This is a genomic window from Niveispirillum fermenti (assembly GCF_048066175.1).
Taxonomy (GTDB): Bacteria; Pseudomonadota; Alphaproteobacteria; order Azospirillales; family Azospirillaceae; genus Niveispirillum; species Niveispirillum fermenti.
In genome coordinates this window covers 298,445-319,262 of record NZ_JBLTXA010000005.1, presented here as the reverse complement: position 1 = coordinate 319,262, position 20,818 = coordinate 298,445, and the positions used below count along the sequence as shown (strand labels likewise).

Sequence of the window (20,818 nt, the reverse complement as noted above, 5' to 3'; positions counted from 1 at the left end):
GGGTTTGAATAATCATAAAACCATTTAAACGCTAAACTTGCATATATCCCCTTATTCATGCCACCTTTCGTATATCCAATCCATCGGAGGGAACGAAGGTGCGCATGCTCAACCTGCCGGCCCTGGCCCTGACGGGCCTGGGGCTGCTGCTGTCCGGCCCGGCCGCATCCCTGGCGGCCGGCACGCCCGACCCTTATTCCCAGCCGGCGACCTGCAACGCAAACACGCGCGCCGACCCGGCGGCCCTGTCGCCGCTGATGCCCTGCGACGTGCCGACCAGCGGCGACAAGAACGACCCGACGCTGATCCAGCAGAGTTTCGACACCTTCTCCTGGCAGAGCTTCGTGGCGCTCGCCTCGCCGCTGGATGGACGGACGGCGATCGGCCAGGGGGCGGGCCCCGGCGGTGATGCGCCCGCCGCGTGGCAGGGCTGGGCCGATGCGCTGACCATCATGACGCCCGACCCGCCGGCCTGGGGACAGGTGGCGCCGCCGCCGGCCGCCTGCGCGGCGCTGGTGGACGGCACGACGCCGATGATGAGCATGGTTGGCAAGACCCCCGATCTGCTGGAGGCGGCCGACCAGCCCTTCGACACCGGTCCCCTGATCGACCAGAACGGGCTTTACGTCCGCTATCAGATCCTGATCAACAAGCCGATGTACGATTTCATCATCGGCAACAAGCTGAACACCCGCGCCGGGCAGGCCGCCTACAAGCCGACGCAGACACCGCCCAATGCCACCCGGCCGATGATGACCTTTCCCGGCGGGCTGGTGACGGGGTCCGTCACGCCGGGCCAGCCCGTGGCCACCGCCCCCGGCTATGACGGTGCCGTCATGCTGAAGCTGGCCTGGAAGGTGATGGGCCGCACCGATGATCCCGCCACCTTCCACACCATGGATGCGCTGGTCTACACAAAGGGCGCCACACCGGACAAGGATACCTGCCAGAAGCAGAAGATGGGGCTGGTGGGCCTGCATATCGGCAATAAGGTCCAGCGCTTCCCGCAATGGGTCTGGTCCACGTTCGAACATGTGCGCAACGTCCCGCAGGCCGATGATGTGGCGCGCCTGAAATCCACGGACACGTTCAATTTCTACCGTGTCGGCTGTTCGCCGGCGGATTGTCCCGTGAACAAGCCGCCGCCGCACCCCTGGAACCCCGCCGTCCAGCCCTTCCCCAACGGGTACAAGAGCCAGGTGACCCGTGTGATCGCCCTGGTGGAGGCCTACAAGCAGATGAATGCCAAATGGCAGGCACCGCTGAAAGGGTCGGTCTGGGCCCATTATATGCTGATCGGCACGCAATGGCCGACGCAGCAGAACAACAAGGCCAACCCCACGGGCTTCCCCTTCCCGCAATTCCTGGCCAACACGACCATGGAAACCTACATCCAGGGCACCGTGCCGCAGAGCAGCAGTTCCTGCATCTTCTGCCACAACAATGCCGTGGACACGGCCGGCACGCCGTCCGACTTCACCTATATCCTGGAGCGCGCGGCCCCTTGAGCCCGCGCGCGTTCCCGTCACACCCCCACGCCCCGATGCGCGACGGAGAGCCCCCACATGACCAGTTCCACTCCCCCAACCCCGGCGGAGATCGATGATTTCATCGCCCTGTCGGGTGTCCTGACCGGTATCGATCCGGGCCTGCTGAAGCCGGCCTTTCCTGTCAACGACGTGTACCTGCAGATCATGAATGCGGCCCGGTCCGACGGCATGGTCTACAAGCTGCTGATCGATGTCTTCAAGATCGATCGCGCCACCCACATGAGTGACGCGGCGATTGTGGAAAAGATACTGAGCGACACGGGACCGAGGGGCCTGCTGGCCAGATCGATCATCCTGGCCTGGTACAGCGGGACATGGCACCGGCCGGCCGGCCTGTACAAGGGCGGCATCAGCTATGTCCTGTCGGCCGATGCCTATACGGCCGGCTACATGTGGCAGGTGGCGCAGGCGCATCCCATGGGCTCGGCCGATTATCCGTTCGGCTATTGGAACAGCCCGCCGCCGCCGCTGTCCGATTTCATCACGGTCACGTCGTGACGCCAGGGGGAGACCGCAAGATGACCGACAGCAGCAACAGCACCGCCACCCCCGCCTATGACGCCGTCATCATCGGGTCCGGCATCGCCGGGGCCATGATGGCCAAGCAACTGGCCCTGGCCGGCCGGAAGGTCCTGATCCTGGAAGCGGGCGACGAGATGCCGCCCAACGTTAATGACTATATGGAGCGGTTCTTCCTGTCGCCCGCGAAGGTGCCGGAATCGCCCTATACGCCGGACCTGTTCAGCGATAACGCCACCTTCACGCTGACCGATCCCACCACGCTGAACGCGCCGCGGCCGACCGTGCTGACCAACGGGGCCCGCAACTGGCAGAATGCGCGGCAGGCCTATCTGATCCAGAAGGGGCCGCTGGCCTTCGGCAGCACCTATGAACGGATCAATGGCGGCACCGCGCGGCACTGGCTGGGCACCTGCCTGCGACACGTGCCCAATGATTTCCAGATGAAGACGGCCTATGGCGTGGAAACCGACTGGCCCGTCACCTATGCCGAGTTGGACGTCTGGTACGGCGAGGCGGAAAGGGAGATCGGGGTTTCGGCGGACAAGGCGGACCAGACCTATCTCGGCATCACCTTTCCGGCCGGCTATGAATATCCCATGCCGGCCCTGCCCAACACGATGGTGGATCAGTATGTGGCCGCCGGGGTGGATGGCAAGACGCTCGACGGCAATCCGGTCAAGGTCACCATCACGCCCGCCGCCCGCAATTCCCGCCCCTATCAGGGGCGGCGGGCCTGCGGCGGCAATACCAACTGCATCCCCATCTGTCCCATCCAGGCCAAATATGACCCGTCCGTGACGCTGAAGGCGGCGCTGCAGACGGGCAATGTCACGATCCAGTACAACAGTGTCGCCGTATCGGTGAATACGGGCGGCTATGGCCAGGACATCACGGGCATCGACTGGGTGCGCTATGATGGCGCCAGCGGTCCCGTCGTGGCCCGCGGCACCGCCACGGCGCATACCTATGTGCTGGCGGCCCATGCCATCGAAACGCCCAAACTGCTCCTGATGTCCACCAATGGCGGCCGCACGCCGGGCGGGGTGGGCAACAGCAGCGATCAGGTGGGCCGCAATCTGATGGACCACCCGCTTTATCTGGCCTGGGCCAAGGCCTCGTCGGATATCTATCCCTATCGCGGGCCGCTTTCGACCTCGGGCATCGAAAGCCTGCGCGACGGCGCCTTCCGCAAGGATCGGGCGGCCTTCCGGATCGAGATCGGGAACGAGGGCTGGAATTTCCCCTATGGCGACCCCGACCGGTCGCTGATGCAACTGGTCACGGGCCAGGACAATCAGGGCAACCGCACGGGCCCCGGCATCGGCGGGGCGGCGCTGGTCGCGGCCTTGAACGGGCTCTACACCAAGCAGTTCCGCATCGGCTTCCTGGTCGAACAGACGGCCGATCCCGACAACCGCGTCACCCTGTCGGCGCAGTACCGCGACCATCTGGGCCTGCCCCGCCCGGAAATCCATTACAGCTTGTCCGACTATACCAAGAAGGGGTTCGAGGCGGCGCGCAAGGCGGCAGACCAGTTGTTCGACTGGATGGGGGCCGAGCAGGCGACCGACAAGAACCCCGCCGACGGGCCGCAGACCTTCACCTATAATGGCCAGAAATACGCCTATTCGGGGGCCGGCCATATCGTCGGCACCTGCCGCATGGGCGACGATGCGAAGACAGCCGTGGTCGACAGCGAGTTGCGCTGCTTCGACCATCGCAATCTCTATATCCTGGGCAGTTCCACCTTTCCCACCATCGCCACGGCCAACCCCACGCTGACCATCGCCGCCATGGCACTGCGCGCGGCCGCCACGGTACTGAAAACCGCATGAAGGCAGCGGCTTCCGGCTTTGATCCTGCAGGGTCGAAGCCGAAAGCCGCGCTGCACCCGCTCAATGCATCTGATAGACGCTGGTCTTGATGATGCCGCTTTCCGACGGGACGGCACAGAGCAGATATTCGACCCGGGGTTCCAGATAGAAGGGATGGGACAGCAGGTCCAGCCCGCTCCCGGCCTGCATGCGCGTATAGCCGCCCGTCGTGATATCCAGGTTGGGCGTGAATTTCCGGTGAACCGGTGTATGGTCGGTGAAGATGATATATTTGAATTTCTTGAACTTCGGCAGAAGCTTCAGGATATCGGCATTGCTCAGATGCTGAAGCACCTGGCGGATGATGATGATTTCCGCCTGCGGCAATTCCTCCACTGTCGCATCGATACAACGGAAATCGACATTCAGATCCTTGTACTGCTGCTTATGGCTTTCGATCAGTTCCGGCACGATGTCGCAGGCCGTGTATGCCGCGAAATAGGGACGCAGCCTGGAACCGACCTTGAAGTCGCCGCAGCCGAAATCGACCACGCTCTGCTTCTGGCCGATGGCGTTGAGGAAAAACAGCACGGCCCGGCAATAAGGCAGCACGATATCCGGGTCGACACTGCCCAGGCCGCTGCAAAATCCGGATTTGTCTTTTCCCCAAATCTCGCTTTTGTAAACGTCCTGGAAGATTTTCTGTGTTTGCGTCATGCAATCGCCCATTCTGAGATGCTCATGCCGAGCGTCGATGAGTAGAACTCATCGACGCTCGGCATGGCGGCGACCGCCGCCGCGCGGCCCATGTCGCGTGAAGCCAAGCCGACGGATGTCGGCGCCGGCAATCCTTGCAATCCCCATATGATTTTCCCGCCCGACGCTTGTCAAGCAGGTTGGCCACCCCCGCCGGCTCCCAGCAGGCCCCGCAGCCGGTACAGCGCGTCCAGCGCCTGACGCGGGGTCAACTCGTCCGGATTGATATCGCGCAGCTCGGCCTCCACCAATGATGATTCCGGTTCCGATACGACCTGCCGCGGCGGCGGCCGCGCCCCCATGGCGGCAAACAGCGGCAGGTCCTCGGCCAGGCGGGCGGCGGCGCTGGCCTGATCCCCCTTCTCCAGTATCTGCAACACCTGTTCCGCTCTCGAAATGACTGCCTGTGGCAATCCGGCCAGGCGCGCGACATGAATGCCATAGGATCGGTCGGCCGCGCCGGCCGCCACCTCGTGCAGGAAGATCACCTCGCCCTTCCATTCCTTGATCCGCATCGTGTGGCAGGACAGGTCGGGCAGCTTGGCGGACAGGGCGGTCAACTCATGGTAATGGGTGGCGAACAGGCCCCGGCAGCGCGCCGCCTCGTGCAGATGCTCCACGCAGGCCCAGGCGATGGACAATCCGTCGAATGTGGCCGTGCCGCGCCCGATCTCGTCCAGGATCACCAGGGAATGGCGGGTCGCCTGGTTCAGGATGGTGGCCGTTTCCACCATCTCCACCATGAAGGTCGACCGGCCGCGGGCCAGATCGTCGGCGGCGCCGACGCGGCTGAACAGCTTGTCGACGGTGCCGATGCGGGCGGCGCGGGCGGGCACGAAGCTGCCCATCTGCGCCAGCACGGCAATCAGCGCGTTCTGGCGCAGGAAGGTCGATTTACCCGCCATGTTGGGGCCGGTCAGCAGCCATAGCCGCCCGCCCGGCGACAGGTCGCAATCATTGGCCACGAAGGGGCCGCCGCCGGCCTCGGCCAGGGCCTGTTCCACGACGGGATGCCGGCCGCCCCTGATCTCGAACGACAGGTCAGCGGCCATTTCGGGCCGGCACCACCCGGCATCGACGGCCAGATCGGCCAGCGCCGTGGTGACATCCAGCGTGGCCAGCGCGCGGGCCGTCACGGCAATGGGATCGGCCAGATCGATCACCGCCCGGGCCAGTTGCGCGAAAATCTCCAGTTCCAGGGCCAGCGACCGGTCACCGGCCTCCGCCACCTTGCGTTCCAGTTCGGACAGGGCGACCGTGGTGAACCGCACGGCCCCCGCCATGGTCTGGCGGTGGATGAAATCGGCCCTGTGCTTTTCCGACATAAGCTTGTCGGCATGGACGGCCGTCACCTCGATGTAATAGCCCAGCACGTTATTGTGCCGGATCTTCAGGGACGGGATGCCCGTCTGCTCGACATACTGCGCCTGCAGGTTGGCGATATGGCGGCGGCTGTCGTCGCGCAGCATGCGCAACTCGTCCAGCGGTGCGGAATAGCCGGACGCCACGAACCCGCCGTCGCGCGCCAGCAACGGCAGGTCCGGTCCCAGCGCGCGCGACAGCAGGGCGATCAGCCCCTCGTGATCGGCACCCGGACCGCCGGCCAGGCCGACAGCGATGCGCGCCAGCCCCGGCGGCAGCGGCATGGCAAGGCCACCATCGCCGTAGGCCAGGCGCCCGCGCAGCGACACGGCGCGTTCCAGCGCATCGCGCACACAGGCCAGGTCGCGCGGGCTGCCGCGGTCCAGGGTCAGGCGGGACAGGGCGCGCTCCACATCCGGCGTGCGGCGCAGTTCTTCACGCATATCGACGCGCAGCGCCGTCTCGCCGGCCAGATGGGCCACCATGTCCAGGCGTCGGTCGATGCGGGCCGGGTCGGTCAGCGGGGCCGACAGCCGGCCGGCCAGCAGCCGCGCGCCCGCCCCCGTCACAGTCCGGTCGATGGCGGCCAGCAGGCTGCCCTTGCGGTCACCCGTCAGGGTGCGGGTCAGTTCCAGGTTGCGGCGCGTGGCGGGGTCGATCTCCATCACCTGGCCGGCGGGCTGGCGGCGGGGGATGTCGAAGCGCGGCAGGCGGCCCTTCTGCGTCAGCTCCACGTAATCGACCAGCGCGCCGGCCGCCGCCACCTCGGCCCGGCTGAAGGCGCCGAAGGCGTCCAGCGTACCGACATTGTAAAGCGACAGCAGGCGCTTGCGCCCGTTCTCGCTGTCGAACCGGGGATTGGGTTGCACCGTCAGGCGCGCGCGCCATTCATCCCACAGCGGCCCCATCCCCTCGGCGGCGAAAAGCCGTTCCGGCAACAGCAGTTCCCCCGGCGACAGCCGGGCCAGCAGCGAGGCCAGGCCGTCCCTTTCCACGGGGCACAGGGTCAGTTCGCCTGTGGACAGGTCCAGCCAGGCCAGGCCGCCCTCCCCCCCGGCCTCGGCCAGGGCGGCCAGGTAATTGTTGGACCGGGCATCCAGCAGCCCGTCCTCGGTGATGGTGCCGGGGGTGACGACGCGCACCACGTCGCGCCGCACCACCGACTTGCCGCCGCGCTTGCGGGCTTCGGCCGGATCCTCGGTCTGCTCGCAGATGGCCACGCGGAATCCGGCCCGGATCAGGCGGGACAGATATTGCTCATGGCTGTGGACGGGCACGCCGCACATGGGGATATCCTCCCCCTGGTGCTGGCCGCGCCGCGTCAGGGTGATATCCAGCGCGCCGGCCGCCTGGACCGCGTCATCGAAGAACAGTTCGTAGAAATCGCCCATGCGGTAGAACAGCAGCGAGCCGGGATGCTGCCGCTTGATGTCCAGATACTGGGCCATCATGGGGGAAATGGCGGCGGCGGAGCCGCCATCGGAACGGGTTTTGCTGCTGGTCGTCACGGGCGGGGGATCATCTGCGGTGCCGGGAAGGGCCGCCACCCTAGCACCGGGATGCACCCCGCATCAAACCGTCAGCGTTTCCGCGGTGAAGCCCGTCACCGCATCTTCCAGCACCTCCACCCCGGGGCGCAGCAGCAGCATGGGTGTGGCGCGGCGCAGGCAGGTGCCGCTGATGCCCGACAGCAGCATGTCCACCCGGCCGGGCCGGTTGCACAAAGGCAGGAACACGGCATCCAGCCGCAGGGGCCCGCGCGGCCCATGCAGCGTGGCCGACGTGGCCACGGGGGTCGCGGTGCGGCTGGCATGGTCCATCCAGTGGCGCCAATGGTCGCCCAGCCGCGCCGGCCACGCCGCGCGCAGGGTGAGCCCCGTCAGCGGGCGGCCGAACAGCCCGTCCAGGCCCGTCCCCACCAGCCGGTAGCGATAGTCATCCTCCAGCACATCCAGCAGCATCAGCCAGGGCAGCAGCGGCCGCATCTCCGCCGGGTCCAGATCGTGACGGCGGGGGGCATCCCCCGCCGGCCCGCGCTTGCCGGCCCAGTAGTCGACCAGTTCGCGCAACCGCCGGTCCCCGGCGGGTCCGGCCGGCCGCGCAACGGCCCTGTCCTGCATGTCGGCCACGCCTGTCACGATCGCATTCCCCCGGCCCCGTTCTTGGCCCATTGCCGGTTCCAACCCCGAACCGGCCGGTGCCCATCATGCGGGGCGAGGTGTAAAGATTCCCTTGATGGATGTCGGCTATCACCGCACGCCCAGCAACGGGCCCAACACCCCCACCCGCCGCGCCAGCTCATAGGTGGCAAGGCAGGCCGTCAGCGTGGCGGCGATGATCAGGCCCGACTCGGCCACCCCGGACAGGGCGAACGGCGTCAGCATGTGGCCCGCCACGACGATGGCCGTCTGATGGATGATATAGAAGGGAAAGACCCCCGCCGACAGATAGCGCAGCACGGGGCCCGACCGGTTCAGGTGGCGCCGGGCAAAGCCCAGCACGGCCAGGATCATGCACCATTGCTGGACCGCATAGACCACGCGGCTGGCCATCCGCAGCCCCTCGCCCGGCGGCTCTGCGGCGTCATGCCAGAAGGTCAGCGCGTACCAGACATAGAGCGCCCAGGCCAGCAGCCCGAGGCCAAGGCTGGCCCAGCGCAGCACGGCCAGCCTGTCGAACAGGTCCGCGTTACGGGCAATGGCATATCCGGTCACGAACATGCCAAAGCTAAGGGCGTGATTGTACCAGTCCCAGACCAGATTGTGCGTGATGGGAAACCGGTCCAGCAGGGCGATGCGCAGCAGGGCCAGGACGATGACGGGCACCAGCAGCAGGCCAGGCCCCCGCAGGCGGACGCCCTGTCCCAGCCGCGCCAGCCAGCGCCCGGCGCCCAGCGACAGCAGCAAGGCCAGCAGCAGCGTATAGACCAGCAGATAGGCCACGAACCACATATGGTTCCAGGTGGGCAGAATCAGACAATCCTCCCCCCGGCAGAAGGACTGATCGAAGCTGAGATAGCGTACCCAGAAGGCGGCGAACCCGTCAGCATAGCCCAGCTTCTCCACGACCTCGAAGTAGGGTTGCGGCACGACCAGCACGGCCATGACGAACAGCAGCGGGATGCCCAGGCGCGAAAGCCGGGTGCGCGACAGGGTGCCCGGTCCCATGCGGTCGGCCATGAAGCGCGTGGCCACGCCCGACACCAGGAACAGCAATGACAGGCGCCACGGGCTGGACAGCAGCATCAATGGCTCCAGCGTCGGACCGGCATGGCGGCTCTTCACATGCCAGTCCCAACTCACATAGAACATGCCGACATGGTAAAGGATCAGCAGGCCGAAGGCGCCGACCCGGACCCAGTCCAGGAAGGGCAGGCGCTGGCCGCTGGCGGTCGTGACGGATGGGGCAGGGCTTGTCGTCGTCATCTTCATCATCATCGGGTTCGCGGGAAACGGGTGCCGGCTCCCGCTTCTGGCGGCGCCGGCACCGGCGGGGCAAGGTGCCGGTGACGGACGGCACCCGCGGCGACGCGGCCGGGACGAACGGCACCCCATCCGGGACGGGCGGCTGGCGGCCCTATCTGATGCCCTATCTGATGCCCTATCTGATGATAGTGCTGCTGACGCTGGCCTTCTGCCTGGTCAACATCCTGTCGGCCTGGGATGACCGGAACTGGCCGGTCTGGCTGCCGGTCCTGACCGAGACCAGCAGCAGCGTGGTCATCCTGGCACTGGCCTGGCTGCCGGGGCTGGCGCTGGCCCGCGCACCGCTGGGCCGGCCCTGGTGGCGGGTGCCGCTGGTGCATGGGCCGGCCTTCCTGGCCTTCACCCTGCTGCACACGGCCGGCATGGGCCTGCTGCGGGAGGGGGCATCGGCCCTGTTCGACCTTGGATATGATTTTCCCATCACGGGCGGCGTGCTGGTCTATGAAGCGCGCAAGGATTTCATGACCTATCTGCTGCTGGCCGGCATCTTCCTGCTGTTCGGCCACGGCCGGCCGGCGGCACACTTGGCGGAGCCGGGCGGGGCACCGGACGCGGCAGGGATAGCGGGCACAGCCGGGCCGGCGCCGAACCCGGCGCGCGCGCAGGAAACAATGCCGGGGCCGCCCCTTTTCGATATCCGCGACGGGGCCCGGCTGTGGCGTGTGGATGTGGCCGACATCCTGGCGGTACGGTCGGCCGGCAATTATGCCGAATTTCTGCTGGCCGATGGCCGCCGGCTGCTGATGCGGTCCACACTGACCCAGTTGGCGGGGGAATTGTCGGCCCATGGCCTGTTGCGCACGCACCGGTCATGGCTGGTCAATGCCGCGCATGTCCGGGCCGTGGCGCCGGACGGGTCGGGTGACCAGACCCTGACCCTGTCGGGCGGGCAGTCAGCCCCCTTGTCCCGCCGTTTTCCCGAAGCATTGGCAGCCCTGCGCGGGCAGGGATAGGGCCGGGACGCGAAGGGCCTCCCGCCAGCAGTGCCTGCGGACAGGTTCCGCCGGAAACGGAAATGCGGAAACGGAAATGCCGGCCAGGCCGGCCGGCATCCGTGCTGCGAAACCTTCCGAAAAGGGCCGTCGTGCCCGTCACGGTCCCAGCTGCCCCGCCCTCCCCACAAGGGCGGATCAGCCGGAAAGACAGGCGCCCGGCATCAATCCGTGATGAAGCTGGCGAAGGATTTCAGGGCCACCCGCCACCAGTCGAACGTATCCTCCAGGTTCTCCTTGGTGACGCCACCCTTCAGGTTGACGGTCAGTTCCAGATTGGGGTCATTGTCACTGTCCAGATAGGCCTTGCCGAAGACGCGGCCCTTGTTCCATTCGTTCATCTGGGACTGCGTGACATTGCTGGCGCTCCAGGCGGCCCAGAACTGGATGACCTTGCAATCCTTGTTATTCTTGCAGCTTGAAAAGATGATGTTGTATTTGCGGCCCTCGATCATCCCCGTGATCTTCGGATCGCCAGTGGAATCCTTGCCCATCTCCGCTGCGCCGAACCCCCGCGCCACTTCATAGATCGCCTGGGGATTGGCGGCGGAGATAATGGTGGCGGCACTGGCCGCCACCGGCGAAAACAGCATAGAGACGCCGACCAGCGCTACACTTAAACATCCCATTTTCTTCTTCATGGAATCTCTCCGCATCCTGGATTGTTTTTCTATCCCGGATTTATATTTGCGAAATTCTGCATCCGGAGAAATAAAAATATACTGGACCGACGCAATCGGTCAATTAGGGGATTTTTACCTTCCGCGCATGCGACATGGCCGGCGGTTTATTTTCCACTCACCCCAATCCATTGTTGCCCAGAACGGGGCCGCAGTATATCCCGGTATTTTCTCCCCTAAGGGTTTTCCGGCTTCCTCCGTCCGGGAACTGCCCAAAACGTATATCACTGTGGACGCGATGCAATATCCAGCACGTCTGCCCCTGCCCGCACTTTGCGTCGCGTCGGCACTTCTGGCTGCCTCGGTCGGCGCGTCCTACGCCTATGTCGACCTTTCCTTGAACCGCATGGGCGCCACGGCCGCGGCGATCGGATTGAACGGCGCCATGCCGGCACTGGGCTGGCTTCTGGCCACACCGCTGATGCCCTGGGCCCTGCGGCGGTTCCCGCCGCGGGCGGTCCTGCTGCTGCTGGGGGTGGCGGCCCTGGCGGTCTGCCTGTTTCCCCTGACCGATCATCAGGGCGCCTGGCTGGCCTTGCGTTTCCTGTTCGGCGGCGGGTGCGGCATGGTGTTCCGGCTGGTGGAATACTGGATCAGTGCCGGCTCCGACAGCCGGCACCGCGCCCGCAATGTCGGTATCTACAGCGTCTGTTTCTGCTGCGGGGCCGCGGTCGGGGCCGGTGTGCTGCCTCTGGTGGGTCTGGCGGGATGGCCACCCGTGCTGTTCATGCTGGCCCTGGCCTCAGCCGGTTTTGCGGTGTTCGCGGCCCTGCGTTCCGGCCCGCCGGCCGTGGAACGGGCACCGGCCATGCCCCTGCGCGCCCTGGCCGGCCTGGGGATGGTCGCCATGGCCGGCGCATTGCTGTTCGGCATGTTCGAGGCGGTGCCCTATACGCTGATGCCCGTGCATGCCGTGCGCGCCGGTCTGGCGGAGACGGAGGCCGCCTGGCTGGCCAGTGCCTTCCTGCTGGGACAGGTGCTGCTGCTGGTGCCGCTCGGCCTGGCCGCGGACCGGTTGGGCAAACGGCGGGTCCTGGCGCTGTGCGCGGCCGGTGCCCTGGCCCTGGCGGTGCTGGTGCCCGCGGCGGGCACGGATTTCGTCCTGCTGGCTGCCATGATGCTGGCCTGGGGCGGGGTGGCGGGCACGCTCTATGTCGTGTCGCTGGCCTTGCTGGCCGATCTGTTCTCCGGCCCGGAACTGGCGGCCGGCAATGCCACGTTCGGCACGCTCTATGCTCTGGGCGCCCTGCTGGGGCCGCTGGCCCACGGGCTGGCAATGGATGCATGGCCGCCCGATGGATTGTTCATCAGCGCCGCATTGCTGCTGGCCGCGTTCTGCGCCATCCTGTTGCCGTGGCGCGGTTTGGGGGGTGTCCGGGCATGAGCCCTTTGTTACCGGCAATCGAGGCGTTCCGGGCGGCCGGTAGCAGCGACGGGCTGTGGCAGGCTCTCCACGCGCATCTGGGCCGGCTCGGCATCACCGGCATCCTTTATGGGACGGAGGCGCTGCCCGGTCCCGGGCGGGAAGCGAATTTCATCCTGAACAGCATCGGCCATGAATGGTTGGGCGACAAGTTCGCCCACGAACTGTTCTATTGCGACGAGTATGTGCGTGTCGCCCGCATCGACCCGACGCCGGTTCTGTGGGACGCCATCGACAACCTGCACGATATAGACGATGCGGCCCGCCGCTCGCTGGCGCTTGATTATGATTACGGCATCATCACGGGCGTGACGGTGCCGATGCGCTTTTGCGACGGGCTGGGCGGCAGCAGCATCGGCTGCCATGCGGCGGGCCTGTCGCTGGCCGGTTTCGCGCATCTCTGGCGGCAGCAGGGAACGGCGATCACCACCATCGTCAATGCCTTCGACGCCACCTTGCGCACCGGCTTCGCGGCACAGATGTTCGGGTTGAGCGTGCAGGAGAAATCCTGCCTGGAATATCTGGCCTCCGGCCTGCTGATCAAGCAGGTCGCCGACCGGATGCGTTGCACGGAACGGCAGATGCGGGCAATCGCCACAAGGGCGCGGGGCAAGCTGAAATCCCTGACGCAGGAACAGGCGGTCGCCACGGCACTGGTCTATGGCCTGATCGATCCCTGACGGGGGAAGGGGATCGATCAGGCGGGGATGGGATGAGAGAGGGGGCAGGAGCATGCGGAAACGGGCATCTCCATCGACGCACGCGGCCCTGGACGCGGCGCAGGATTTCGCGGATGTGCGCGACAGGGACGGGTTGTGGACATCGCTGAATGCCCATCTGGCCGGCTTCGGCATCACGGGCAGCCTTTACGGGACGGACGCCTTCCCCGAACGGGACAAGGAGGCGTGCCTGATCATCAATTCCATCCAGGGCGGCTGGCTGGCGGAGAAGATCGACCAGGACCTGTTTTATTGCGACCAGTATGTCAGCGTGGCCCGGTTCCAGCCCTCACCCGTGCTGTGGAGCGACACGACCCTGCTGTCGGACCTGTCGCCGGCGGCGCGGGCTTCCGTGGAACTGGATTTCGATCACGGCATCCTGGCCGGGGTCACCATCCCGATGCGCTTCGCCGGCGGGCTGGGGGGCAGCAGCATCGGCTGCCATGCGGCCGGCACCTCTTTTGCCGAGTTCGATGCGATGTGGCATGCGCATGGCCGGACGATCAGCGCCATCGTCCATGCCTTCGACACGGCCCTGCGCGAACGGTTCGCGGCGGATATCTTCCCCCTGGACGAGGCGGAGCGCTCCTGCCTGGAATATCTGGCCACGGGCAGCCGTATCAAGCAGATCGCCCACGGGATGCGGCGGACGGAACGGCAGATCCGTTCCTTGCTGGCCGGGGCCATCCATAAGCTGCGGGCCGCCTCGCCGGAACAGGCCATCGCAACGGCGCTGATTTTCGGCCTCATCACCCCCTGACCTGCCAGGCGGCCGGGAAAAATGCCCTAATGGCGGGAAGACCGGCTGCCGGAATAATGTTCTGCCTGCCGGGTCGGCCATTCCGGTGAACCGGCCGGCCCCTCCCAAGCAAGAAGCCCTTTCCGATGACCAATGCCTTACCGACGAAAGAACCCCCGGCCCGGCCGCGATTACCCCCCAGGGAACGGCAATGTCTGGAATTGCTGGCATGCGGGTTGCGGATCGGACAGATCGAAACCCGGCTGGGCATCGCCCGCAAGACCATCGACGAAACGCTGCGCAACGCGCGCAAACGGCTGGGGGCGCTGACCAATGAGCAGGCGGTGGCCATCGCCGTCATGCAACGGCTGATCGCCCCGCAATCCCTGCATCCCGACACCCCGGGCATGGAGGAGAACGGGCAGGAGCCGGCCTGATCCCCTCACGGCAGGATCAGATCGAAGACCAGGGCCACCGTCACGGCCTGACACAGCGTGGTGGCATTCAGCTTGCGGCAAGCGTGGCCCGCCACGGCCCGCACCTGCTTTTCCGTCAGGCCCATGCGCGCGGCGATCCGCGCGGCGCGATGCCCCGCGGCGACATGCAGCAGGCATTCCTTCTCCCGCAGGGACAAGGTGAACATCTCCTCCTTGAGGCGGCATCGCAGGCACAGGTCGAAGGCCCTGGCCACCCGCGATATCCGGGTCCGGCAGCGGTGCCAGACGGCTTCGAACGCCGCGAAGGACAGGTCCGGCGCGTGGCAGCCCAGGGCGCTGACCCCCAATCCGTCGGCAAACCGCATGGGAATGGTGACGCCGGTGACCACTCCATAATCGTAATCCATCTCCAGCGACCGCAATGCCTCCGGCGTCAGGTGCGGCAGGCGGCTGGCATCGGCCCACAGGGTCGGCTGGTGGGCCACGCGGGCATGGCGCACGAAATCATCGCAATAGAACAGGTCCTGCGCGAACTTGTTGTCCAGCCAGTCGGTCCGGATGCTGTTGGCGATATGGTTGAGCGTGGTGTCATGGCAGGCGATGGCCTGTGCCCCATAGATGCTGCCCCCGATGCCGAAGGGCGCCAGATGCCTGTCCAGCCGCGACCACAGGTCCGCCTTGTCCGTGGCGGCGCGGAAATCCGCCACCGCATCCAGCAGGCCCGTCGCCGCCCTGCGCCGCTCCCCTTCCATGCCCGAATGCCCCCCCGCATCTGGTTGAAACCGGAAGCACCCTTGATAGCATGAAGGACAACCGCGCGGCAGGGGTGCCGACCGGGGGCCGGTCCCGCCGGCAACCCTAGTCCACGACCCGTCGCAGCAAGGCCCGAGCCCCGGCCTCCACCATGTCCAGCACCTCGGTGAACCCGGCATCACCGCCATAATAGGGGTCCGGCACATCCCGGTTCGTGAAGGGCGCGGGGGCCCAGGCCGTGAACAGGGCCAGTTCGGCCGTGCCGCCGGAAGGCGCCATGCGCCGCATGATGTCCAGATGCCCCCGGTCCATGGCCAGCAGCAGGTCGAACCGGTCGAAATCGGCCGCCATCAGCTTGCGGGCCTGCAACGGGGAAAGGTCGTAGCCGCGTGTCGCGGCGGCACGCACGGTGCGCGGGTCTGGCGGATCACCGATGTGATAGCCATGGGTGCCGGCACTGTCGACCCGCACCCGCCCCGCCAGTCCCGCCGCCGCCACCATCTGGCGGAACACGCCATCGGCCGTGGGGGAACGGCAGATATTGCCGGTGCAGACGAACAGGACGGATTTCATGGGCATGCTCGAACCGGCTGTGATCTTGATCCCCCTCACCTTCCTTCAACCGGGCCGCGCCGCCAAGCAAAACCCTTATCCCGCCATCGATACGCCGAGGGGATTGACAGCGCTGTCTATTGAAGGGCCTAATGACCGCAACAAAACAGGGAGGCAGTTGCATGAGACATATGAAGGGTTCGGGCCTTTTGGCCCTGTTGCTGATGATATCCCCCATTCAGGCCATGGCCGAGGAAACCGTGGAACAGGTGATGGCGGATGATCCGGCCTTCACGCCGCAGCGGCTGGTCCTGGTCGATATCCCCACCCATACGGGCCCGGCGGAAAGCCTGTTCAACGGCCGCGACTTGGCCGATTGGGACATCTGGCTGGGGTATGAGGACCCGGCCCTGACCTTCCTGCCCGACCCGGCGAAGCCCATCGGGGCGCGCCCGGACGGCGACCCGATGTTCACGGTGGTTGTGGAGGATGGGGAACCGGCGATGCGCGTGGATGGCAAGACCTGGGGCGCCATCGTGCATCGCGGCGATTATGGCGATTATCATCTGCGCATGGAGTTCAAATGGAGCGGGGAGCGCTACGCCCCCCGCCTCGACCTGCCGGAGAATAACGGCCTTCTCTACCACTCCCATGGGGAGCAGGGGTCGGTCTTCGGCACCTGGATGCCATCGGTGGAGTTCGAGATCATGTATGGCTCGACGGGCATGGTCGTTCCCGTCGGCACCGCGGTGACGGTCGACACCGAGGTCGGGCGCGACCCCAAGCTGGTCGAGCTGCAGCGGCGGTTCATGGTCGGCGGGCGCCCCGTCACGGTGAAGCCGCCCGTCTGGAATGTGGAGGCCGCCACGGATGCGGAAAAGCCCGTGGGTGAATGGAATGTCCTGGATCTCTACGTGCTGGGCGACCGGGCGATCCATGTGGTCAACGGCGTGCCCGTCATGGAAGTGACCGGCATCGTCCGTCTGCTGCCCGATGGTGGGAGCGAGCCGCTGACCCGCGGCCGCATCCAGTTCCAGTCGGAAGGGGCGGTGACCTATTTCCGCCGCATCACCCTGGCCCCCATCGACAAGATGCCCCGCATCCTCGTGCAGTAGGCCGGCCGGGCACCGGGTCCAAGTCCGGGGCCCTCCTGATCATATCAATCCGCCTTGAGGCTGACCGTCGGTCAACCTCAAGGCGCCCCTCATGTGCCGGGCGCTGCCATCCGGCGGCCACCAAACCGCCGAAGGTCAAGGTTTCCGGCACCTCAAGCGCCGGGCCGGCAGTCGCCGGCCCATACCAGGGGCATAATTCATGCCCCTGGTCTCACTCCCAATCCTCGTCCCAGGGCAATTGCCGGGAAATCCGGCCCAGGAAGGTTTCCAGCCGCTCCCACAGCAGCGCGATCTGCGATGCGGACCGTGGATCGAACTGGCGCAGCATGTCCAGGGTCGCGTCATCCAGGCGGGGATAAGCCATCAGCAGGCCTTCCGCCTCGCTGCTGGGCGCGCGGGCATAAAGCCGGAAGCGCAGCGCATTGGTCACGAAGAAGGCCAGCATGGCGACGAAGCCGGCCTTGTCCTCCAGGAAATAGGTCGGGCATTCGACATAGGCGGCATCGGGCACCATGTCCATCCAGGTGGCATCGGGCACGACAAGGCAATTGGGGGAAAGCCCGCAGATATCGAGCCCCCGCGCCAGATCACGCGGGGCCGCCTGCAAACGCCAGATCAGTCCCGACGGCCCCTGTCCGGCCGTCATCGCGGTCGATACGCCCAGTCTCACATCTCCTTGAAGGCGCGGAAGACGCCGTCGGCGATCGGCATCAGCAGATAGGCCACGACCGAATGCTCGCCCGCCTTGACCAGCACGTCGGCCGGCATGCCGGGCACCAGCTTCTGGTCACCCAGCTTAACCATTTCATCCTCGTCCACCCGGACGCGGGTGACATAGTAGCGGGCACCGTTCTGGTCGGTTGTGACATCGGCCGCCACGGTCATGACCGTGCCCATCAGCGTGGGCATGTTGCGCTGGGCCAGGGCGGAGAAACGGACCTCCGACATCATGCCCACGCTGACCACGTCGATATCGATGGGTGAGACATGCGCCTCGATGATCAGCTCATCTTCCATCGGCACCAGTTCCATCAGCGGGTCGCCGGCCCGAACCACGCCGCCCACGGTATGGACCCGTGAATTGACGATGATGCCGTCACCGGGCGCGCGCACCTCCCGCCGGCTCAGCACGTCGTTGGCGCTGGTCAACCGATCCTGGAGATCATAGATGCGGGACCGCGCATCCTGCATGCCCTTGGCCACATCCTCCTCGAACGCCCGGCGGATCTGCAGGATCTGCAACTGCGCCTCGCCCATGGCGACGCGCGACCGGGCGATTTCCGCCACGTAATTGCCGCGGTTGCCGTCCAGTTCGGCCCGCTCGCGCTGAAGCTGGAGCAGCCGGGTCTTGGAGGCATAGCCCTTCTCGAACAATTGCTGCAGGCCTTCCAGCTCGCCATCGATCAGGGTGATCTGCTGGGTATTGGCCTCGACCTGCGCCTCCATGCCCTTCATCTGTTCCTGAAGCTGGCGGATGCGCTGTTCATAGATGGAAAGCTGACCGTTCATGGCTTCGCGCCGCGACCGGAAGACCTCTTCCTCGGTGGCGCGGATGGCGGCATTGCGGCCATGGACGCCTTCGCCGGTCAGTTCCTCGGGGAAGGTCACGGCCTTGGCGCCTTCGCGTTCGGCGATGAAGCGCGCCTCCTGGGCCCTGGCCGTCAGGTACTGGCCATAAAGCACGTCGCGCTGGGCCTGGGGCGTCACCTCGTCCAGGCGCATCAGCACCTGTCCGGCCTTCACCTGATCGCCATCACGCACCAGGATCTCGGCGACGATGCCGCCCTCCAGATGCTGGATGGTCTTGCGGTTGGTGTCGACCACGACGGATCCCGGCGCCACGACGCCCTTGGCGATCGGCGCGAATACCGACCAGATCAGCAGGCCGCCGAACGCGATGGCAATGACCAGAAGCCCCGCGCGGATGACGGCCGTATCGTCGGTGGGGACGACGTTCTGTCCCTCCTCCGTCTGTCCGTCCGTCTTGGCCGGCAGGTTGCCCTTGGGACTGGTGAGAAGATTGAACATGGTACGGACTTTCACCTTCTGAAGGGACAACCGGCGTCAGGCGCCCTTGCCGGCGCTGGGGGCGATCTGGCCTGGGGCGGCTGCCTGCTGCACCTGCGGCTGGGCCACGGGCCGGGTCAGGCGGCTCAGCACCTCCTGCTTGGGCCCGAACATCTCCACGATGCCGTCACGCAGAACCAGGATCTTGTCGACATGGTTCATGATGCTGGGGCGGTGGGAGATCAGCACCACCGTGGCCTGACGCTCCTTCAGCTTGGCCAGCCCCTGGACCAGCGCCGCCTCCCCCTCGGAATCGAGGTTGGAATTGGGTTCGTCCAGCACCAGGAAGCGCGGGTTGCCATAGACGGCGCGGGCCAGGCCGATGCGCTGACGCTGGCCGCCGGACAGGGCGATACCGCCCGGCCCGATCAGCGTGTCGTACCCCTGCGGCAGGCGCAGGATCATGTCATGCACGCCGGCCAACTGTGCGGCATCCACGACCTTGGCCGGATCGACCTCGCCGAAGCGCGCGATATTGTCCTTGATCGTGCCGTCGAAGATTTCGACATCCTGCGGCAGATAGCCGATATAGGGGCCCAGTTGCTCATGCTTCCAGGCGAACACATCGGCCCCGTCCAGACGGACGGAACCGGAATGCGGCGGCCACACGCCCACCAGCAGCCGGGCCAGCGTCGACTTGCCGGCGGCGCTGGGGCCGACCAGGGCCAGGGATTCGCCGGCGGCCAGGGCGAAGCTGACACCCTTGATCGTCGGGTTCGTACCGCCGGGTGGCACGGCCACCACGCGCTCGACCGTCAGGTTGCCCTTGGGCGGCGGCAGTTCCATGGCCTCGGTCTCCTGACCGAAAGCCATCAGCAGGTCATTCAGCCGTGCATAGGACCCGCGGGCGTTGATGAACTGCTTCCAGGAGCCGATACCCTGTTCCACCGGGGCCAGACCACGGCCCATGATGATGGACGCGGCGATCATCACACCGGGGGTGATCTGCCCTTCCAGCGCCAGGAACGCACCCAGCCCTAGGATGGCCGACTGGATGGCCAGGCGGAAGAATTTCGTGAAGGCCGAGATCGTGCCGGCGGAATCGCTGGCGACGGCCTGCAGGTACAGCGCCTTGTTGTGCGCGGTGCGCCAGCGGCGGCGGATGGCGGGCAGCATGCCCATGGCCGCCAGCACTTCGCTGTTCTTCAGGCTGGCTTCCGCGAAGGAGGCGGCGCGGATGGCATGACCGCTGGCATCCGACAGCGGCTTCTTGGTCGACACTTCCTGAAGATAGGCCAGCACGAACAGAATGACCGCACCGCCCAGGGCCACGAGCCCCAGCATCGGATGCAGAACGAAGACGATGGCAATGAAGATCGGCGCCCAGGGTGCATCAAAGAAGGCGAACGGTCCCTGCGAGGTGATGAACTGGCGCAGATTGTCCAGGTCGCGCAGCGACTGGCTGCGATTGGCGGCGGGGCTGCGCAGGTTCAGGGCGAAGATGCTGTCGAACACGCGGCCGCCCAGCGCCTGATCCAGCCGCCCGCTAACACGGACCAGCACGCGCGACCGGATGACCTCCAGGATCGCCATCACCAGCATCATGCCCGCGATGATCAGGCTGAGATAAAGCAGCGTCGCCTCGCTGCGCGAGGTCAGCACCCGATCATAGACCTGAAGCATGTAGATGGGGGACGCCAGCATCAGCAGGTTCACAAAAAAGCTGAACACGCCAACAAACGCGAAAGCCCGGGCCGACTTCTGCAGCGCCTGTCGCAACGGCGAGGTGGCGCCAGCCGGACGGTTGGGCATGTTTATCTTCATTGCAATCGCCTGCTTTGAAACGTAGCGCCGCGGGTCCGCGGCATACAGCTACACAAATCCTATCTTACAGCCACGCATAGTGCGGAGC

The 20,818-nt window shown here is 66.1% G+C and carries 19 protein-coding genes; 9 read left to right on the top strand and 10 right to left on the bottom strand.

Translation table 11 applies throughout. From position 1 onward, the window contains the following. Window positions 1–98 precede the first annotated feature (98 nt). The 3 genes from ACM9LZ_RS07735 to ACM9LZ_RS07725 are packed head-to-tail and all read left to right on the top strand — an operon-like array spanning window position 99 to window position 3,907. Window positions 99–1,508 (top strand): hypothetical protein, encoded by a 1,410-nt coding sequence (locus tag ACM9LZ_RS07735; protein WP_416618805.1) that lies wholly within the window; start codon window positions 99–101, stop codon window positions 1,506–1,508. Between the two features lie 57 nt (window positions 1,509–1,565). Then, window positions 1,566–2,048 carry a hypothetical protein gene (locus ACM9LZ_RS07730; protein ID WP_416618804.1) on the top strand — a complete coding sequence of 161 codons (483 nt, stop codon included), beginning with the start codon at window positions 1,566–1,568 and terminating at the stop codon, window positions 2,046–2,048. A gap of 20 nt (window positions 2,049–2,068) precedes the next feature. Next, window positions 2,069–3,907, top strand: a complete 1,839-nt coding sequence (locus tag ACM9LZ_RS07725) for a GMC family oxidoreductase (RefSeq protein WP_416618803.1) — start codon at window positions 2,069–2,071, stop codon at window positions 3,905–3,907. A gap of 60 nt (window positions 3,908–3,967) precedes the next feature. Here the strand turns inward: ACM9LZ_RS07725 and ACM9LZ_RS07720 are convergent, their stop codons facing one another. From ACM9LZ_RS07720 to ACM9LZ_RS07705, 4 genes are all read right to left on the bottom strand, one after another. Further along, window positions 3,968–4,603, bottom strand: coding sequence for a class I SAM-dependent methyltransferase (locus tag ACM9LZ_RS07720; protein WP_416618802.1), 636 nt, complete (start codon window positions 4,601–4,603; stop codon window positions 3,968–3,970). Between the two features lie 170 nt (window positions 4,604–4,773). Continuing rightward, a complete protein-coding gene (gene mutS / locus ACM9LZ_RS07715) occupies window positions 4,774–7,455 on the bottom strand; it encodes a DNA mismatch repair protein MutS (protein ID WP_416618820.1) in 2,682 nt (893 codons plus the stop codon). Window positions 7,456–7,575: 120 nt separating this feature from the next. After that, the gene (locus ACM9LZ_RS07710; protein WP_416618801.1) at window positions 7,576–8,142 is read right to left on the bottom strand and encodes a PAS domain-containing protein; all 567 of its coding nucleotides are present in this window, start codon (window positions 8,140–8,142) and stop codon (window positions 7,576–7,578) included. A 111-nt stretch (window positions 8,143–8,253) separates the two neighbouring features. Then, on the bottom strand, window positions 8,254–9,429 hold the full coding sequence (locus tag ACM9LZ_RS07705; protein WP_416618800.1) for an acyltransferase family protein: 1,176 nt from the start codon (window positions 9,427–9,429) through the stop codon (window positions 8,254–8,256). Between the two features lie 80 nt (window positions 9,430–9,509). Here ACM9LZ_RS07705 and ACM9LZ_RS07700 point away from each other — a divergent pair, with 80 nt between their 5' ends. Next, on the top strand, window positions 9,510–10,442 hold the full coding sequence (locus ACM9LZ_RS07700; protein ID WP_416618799.1) for a LytTR family DNA-binding domain-containing protein: 933 nt from the start codon (window positions 9,510–9,512) through the stop codon (window positions 10,440–10,442). Between the two features lie 203 nt (window positions 10,443–10,645). On the opposite strand, the gene ACM9LZ_RS07695 is transcribed toward ACM9LZ_RS07700, so the two are convergent. Next, on the bottom strand, window positions 10,646–11,122 hold the full coding sequence (locus ACM9LZ_RS07695; protein WP_416618798.1) for a YbjN domain-containing protein: 477 nt from the start codon (window positions 11,120–11,122) through the stop codon (window positions 10,646–10,648). Window positions 11,123–11,399: 277 nt separating this feature from the next. On the opposite strand from ACM9LZ_RS07695, the gene ACM9LZ_RS07690 reads away from it, so the two are divergent. The 4 genes from ACM9LZ_RS07690 to ACM9LZ_RS07675 all read left to right on the top strand — a co-directional run bounded on the left by ACM9LZ_RS07690 (window position 11,400) and on the right by ACM9LZ_RS07675 (window position 14,479). Beyond that, window positions 11,400–12,545 (top strand): MFS transporter, encoded by a 1,146-nt coding sequence (locus ACM9LZ_RS07690; protein ID WP_416618797.1) that lies wholly within the window; start codon window positions 11,400–11,402, stop codon window positions 12,543–12,545. Further along, window positions 12,542–13,264, top strand: coding sequence for an autoinducer binding domain-containing protein (locus ACM9LZ_RS07685; RefSeq protein WP_416618796.1), 723 nt, complete (start codon window positions 12,542–12,544; stop codon window positions 13,262–13,264). Before ACM9LZ_RS07690 ends, ACM9LZ_RS07685 begins: the two co-directional genes overlap by 4 nt. 52 nt (window positions 13,265–13,316) lie before the next feature. Then, window positions 13,317–14,063 carry an autoinducer binding domain-containing protein gene (locus tag ACM9LZ_RS07680; RefSeq protein ID WP_416618795.1) on the top strand — a complete coding sequence of 249 codons (747 nt, stop codon included), beginning with the start codon at window positions 13,317–13,319 and terminating at the stop codon, window positions 14,061–14,063. Between the two features lie 125 nt (window positions 14,064–14,188). Further along, on the top strand, window positions 14,189–14,479 hold the full coding sequence (locus tag ACM9LZ_RS07675) for a sigma factor-like helix-turn-helix DNA-binding protein (protein WP_416618794.1): 291 nt from the start codon (window positions 14,189–14,191) through the stop codon (window positions 14,477–14,479). Window positions 14,480–14,484: 5 nt separating this feature from the next. On the opposite strand, the gene ACM9LZ_RS07670 is transcribed toward ACM9LZ_RS07675, so the two are convergent. Both ACM9LZ_RS07670 and ACM9LZ_RS07665 read right to left on the bottom strand, forming a co-directional pair. Next, window positions 14,485–15,231 carry a helix-turn-helix transcriptional regulator gene (locus ACM9LZ_RS07670; RefSeq protein ID WP_416618793.1) on the bottom strand — a complete coding sequence of 249 codons (747 nt, stop codon included), beginning with the start codon at window positions 15,229–15,231 and terminating at the stop codon, window positions 14,485–14,487. Between the two features lie 106 nt (window positions 15,232–15,337). Further along, window positions 15,338–15,805 carry a low molecular weight protein-tyrosine-phosphatase gene (locus ACM9LZ_RS07665; RefSeq protein ID WP_416618792.1) on the bottom strand — a complete coding sequence of 156 codons (468 nt, stop codon included), beginning with the start codon at window positions 15,803–15,805 and terminating at the stop codon, window positions 15,338–15,340. Window positions 15,806–15,966: 161 nt separating this feature from the next. Between ACM9LZ_RS07665 and ACM9LZ_RS07660 the strand changes: the two genes are divergently transcribed. Further along, window positions 15,967–16,899, top strand: coding sequence for a 3-keto-disaccharide hydrolase (locus ACM9LZ_RS07660; protein ID WP_416618791.1), 933 nt, complete (start codon window positions 15,967–15,969; stop codon window positions 16,897–16,899). A gap of 211 nt (window positions 16,900–17,110) precedes the next feature. On the opposite strand, the gene ACM9LZ_RS07655 is transcribed toward ACM9LZ_RS07660, so the two are convergent. Genes ACM9LZ_RS07655 through ACM9LZ_RS07645 form a run of 3 tightly spaced genes read right to left on the bottom strand, consistent with a single transcriptional unit; the run spans window position 17,111 to window position 20,718 of the window. After that, window positions 17,111–17,545: a hypothetical protein gene (locus tag ACM9LZ_RS07655; RefSeq protein ID WP_416618789.1), complete on the bottom strand. Its 435-nt coding sequence runs from the start codon at window positions 17,543–17,545 to the stop codon at window positions 17,111–17,113. A gap of 20 nt (window positions 17,546–17,565) precedes the next feature. Beyond that, window positions 17,566–18,927, bottom strand: a complete 1,362-nt coding sequence (locus ACM9LZ_RS07650) for an HlyD family type I secretion periplasmic adaptor subunit (protein WP_416618788.1) — start codon at window positions 18,925–18,927, stop codon at window positions 17,566–17,568. Window positions 18,928–18,963: 36 nt separating this feature from the next. Further along, window positions 18,964–20,718, bottom strand: a complete 1,755-nt coding sequence (locus ACM9LZ_RS07645; RefSeq protein ID WP_416618787.1) for a type I secretion system permease/ATPase — start codon at window positions 20,716–20,718, stop codon at window positions 18,964–18,966. Between the last annotated feature and the right edge of the window lie 100 nt (window positions 20,719–20,818).

Excerpts from the sequence above, each read along its gene's own strand:
- ACM9LZ_RS07655 (WP_416618789.1), bottom strand. The coding sequence starts at position 17,545 with ATGACGGCCGGACAGGGGCCGTCGGGACTGATCTGGCGTTTGCAGGCG.
- ACM9LZ_RS07660 (WP_416618791.1), top strand. The coding sequence starts at position 15,967 with ATGAGACATATGAAGGGTTCGGGCCTTTTGGCCCTGTTGCTGATGATA.
- ACM9LZ_RS07665 (WP_416618792.1), bottom strand. The coding sequence starts at position 15,805 with ATGAAATCCGTCCTGTTCGTCTGCACCGGCAATATCTGCCGTTCCCCC.
- ACM9LZ_RS07720 (WP_416618802.1), bottom strand. The coding sequence starts at position 4,603 with ATGACGCAAACACAGAAAATCTTCCAGGACGTTTACAAAAGCGAGATT.
- ACM9LZ_RS07695 (WP_416618798.1), bottom strand. The coding sequence starts at position 11,122 with ATGAAGAAGAAAATGGGATGTTTAAGTGTAGCGCTGGTCGGCGTCTCT.
- ACM9LZ_RS07675 (WP_416618794.1), top strand. The coding sequence starts at position 14,189 with ATGACCAATGCCTTACCGACGAAAGAACCCCCGGCCCGGCCGCGATTA.
- ACM9LZ_RS07725 (WP_416618803.1), top strand. The coding sequence starts at position 2,069 with ATGACCGACAGCAGCAACAGCACCGCCACCCCCGCCTATGACGCCGTC.
- ACM9LZ_RS07650 (WP_416618788.1), bottom strand. The coding sequence starts at position 18,927 with ATGTTCAATCTTCTCACCAGTCCCAAGGGCAACCTGCCGGCCAAGACG.
- ACM9LZ_RS07670 (WP_416618793.1), bottom strand. The coding sequence starts at position 15,231 with ATGGAAGGGGAGCGGCGCAGGGCGGCGACGGGCCTGCTGGATGCGGTG.
- ACM9LZ_RS07730 (WP_416618804.1), top strand. The coding sequence starts at position 1,566 with ATGACCAGTTCCACTCCCCCAACCCCGGCGGAGATCGATGATTTCATC.
- ACM9LZ_RS07685 (WP_416618796.1), top strand. The coding sequence starts at position 12,542 with ATGAGCCCTTTGTTACCGGCAATCGAGGCGTTCCGGGCGGCCGGTAGC.
- mutS (WP_416618820.1), bottom strand. The coding sequence starts at position 7,455 with ATGATGGCCCAGTATCTGGACATCAAGCGGCAGCATCCCGGCTCGCTG.
- ACM9LZ_RS07690 (WP_416618797.1), top strand. The coding sequence starts at position 11,400 with ATGCAATATCCAGCACGTCTGCCCCTGCCCGCACTTTGCGTCGCGTCG.
- ACM9LZ_RS07645 (WP_416618787.1), bottom strand. The coding sequence starts at position 20,718 with ATGCCCAACCGTCCGGCTGGCGCCACCTCGCCGTTGCGACAGGCGCTG.
- ACM9LZ_RS07680 (WP_416618795.1), top strand. The coding sequence starts at position 13,317 with ATGCGGAAACGGGCATCTCCATCGACGCACGCGGCCCTGGACGCGGCG.
- ACM9LZ_RS07705 (WP_416618800.1), bottom strand. The coding sequence starts at position 9,429 with ATGACGACGACAAGCCCTGCCCCATCCGTCACGACCGCCAGCGGCCAG.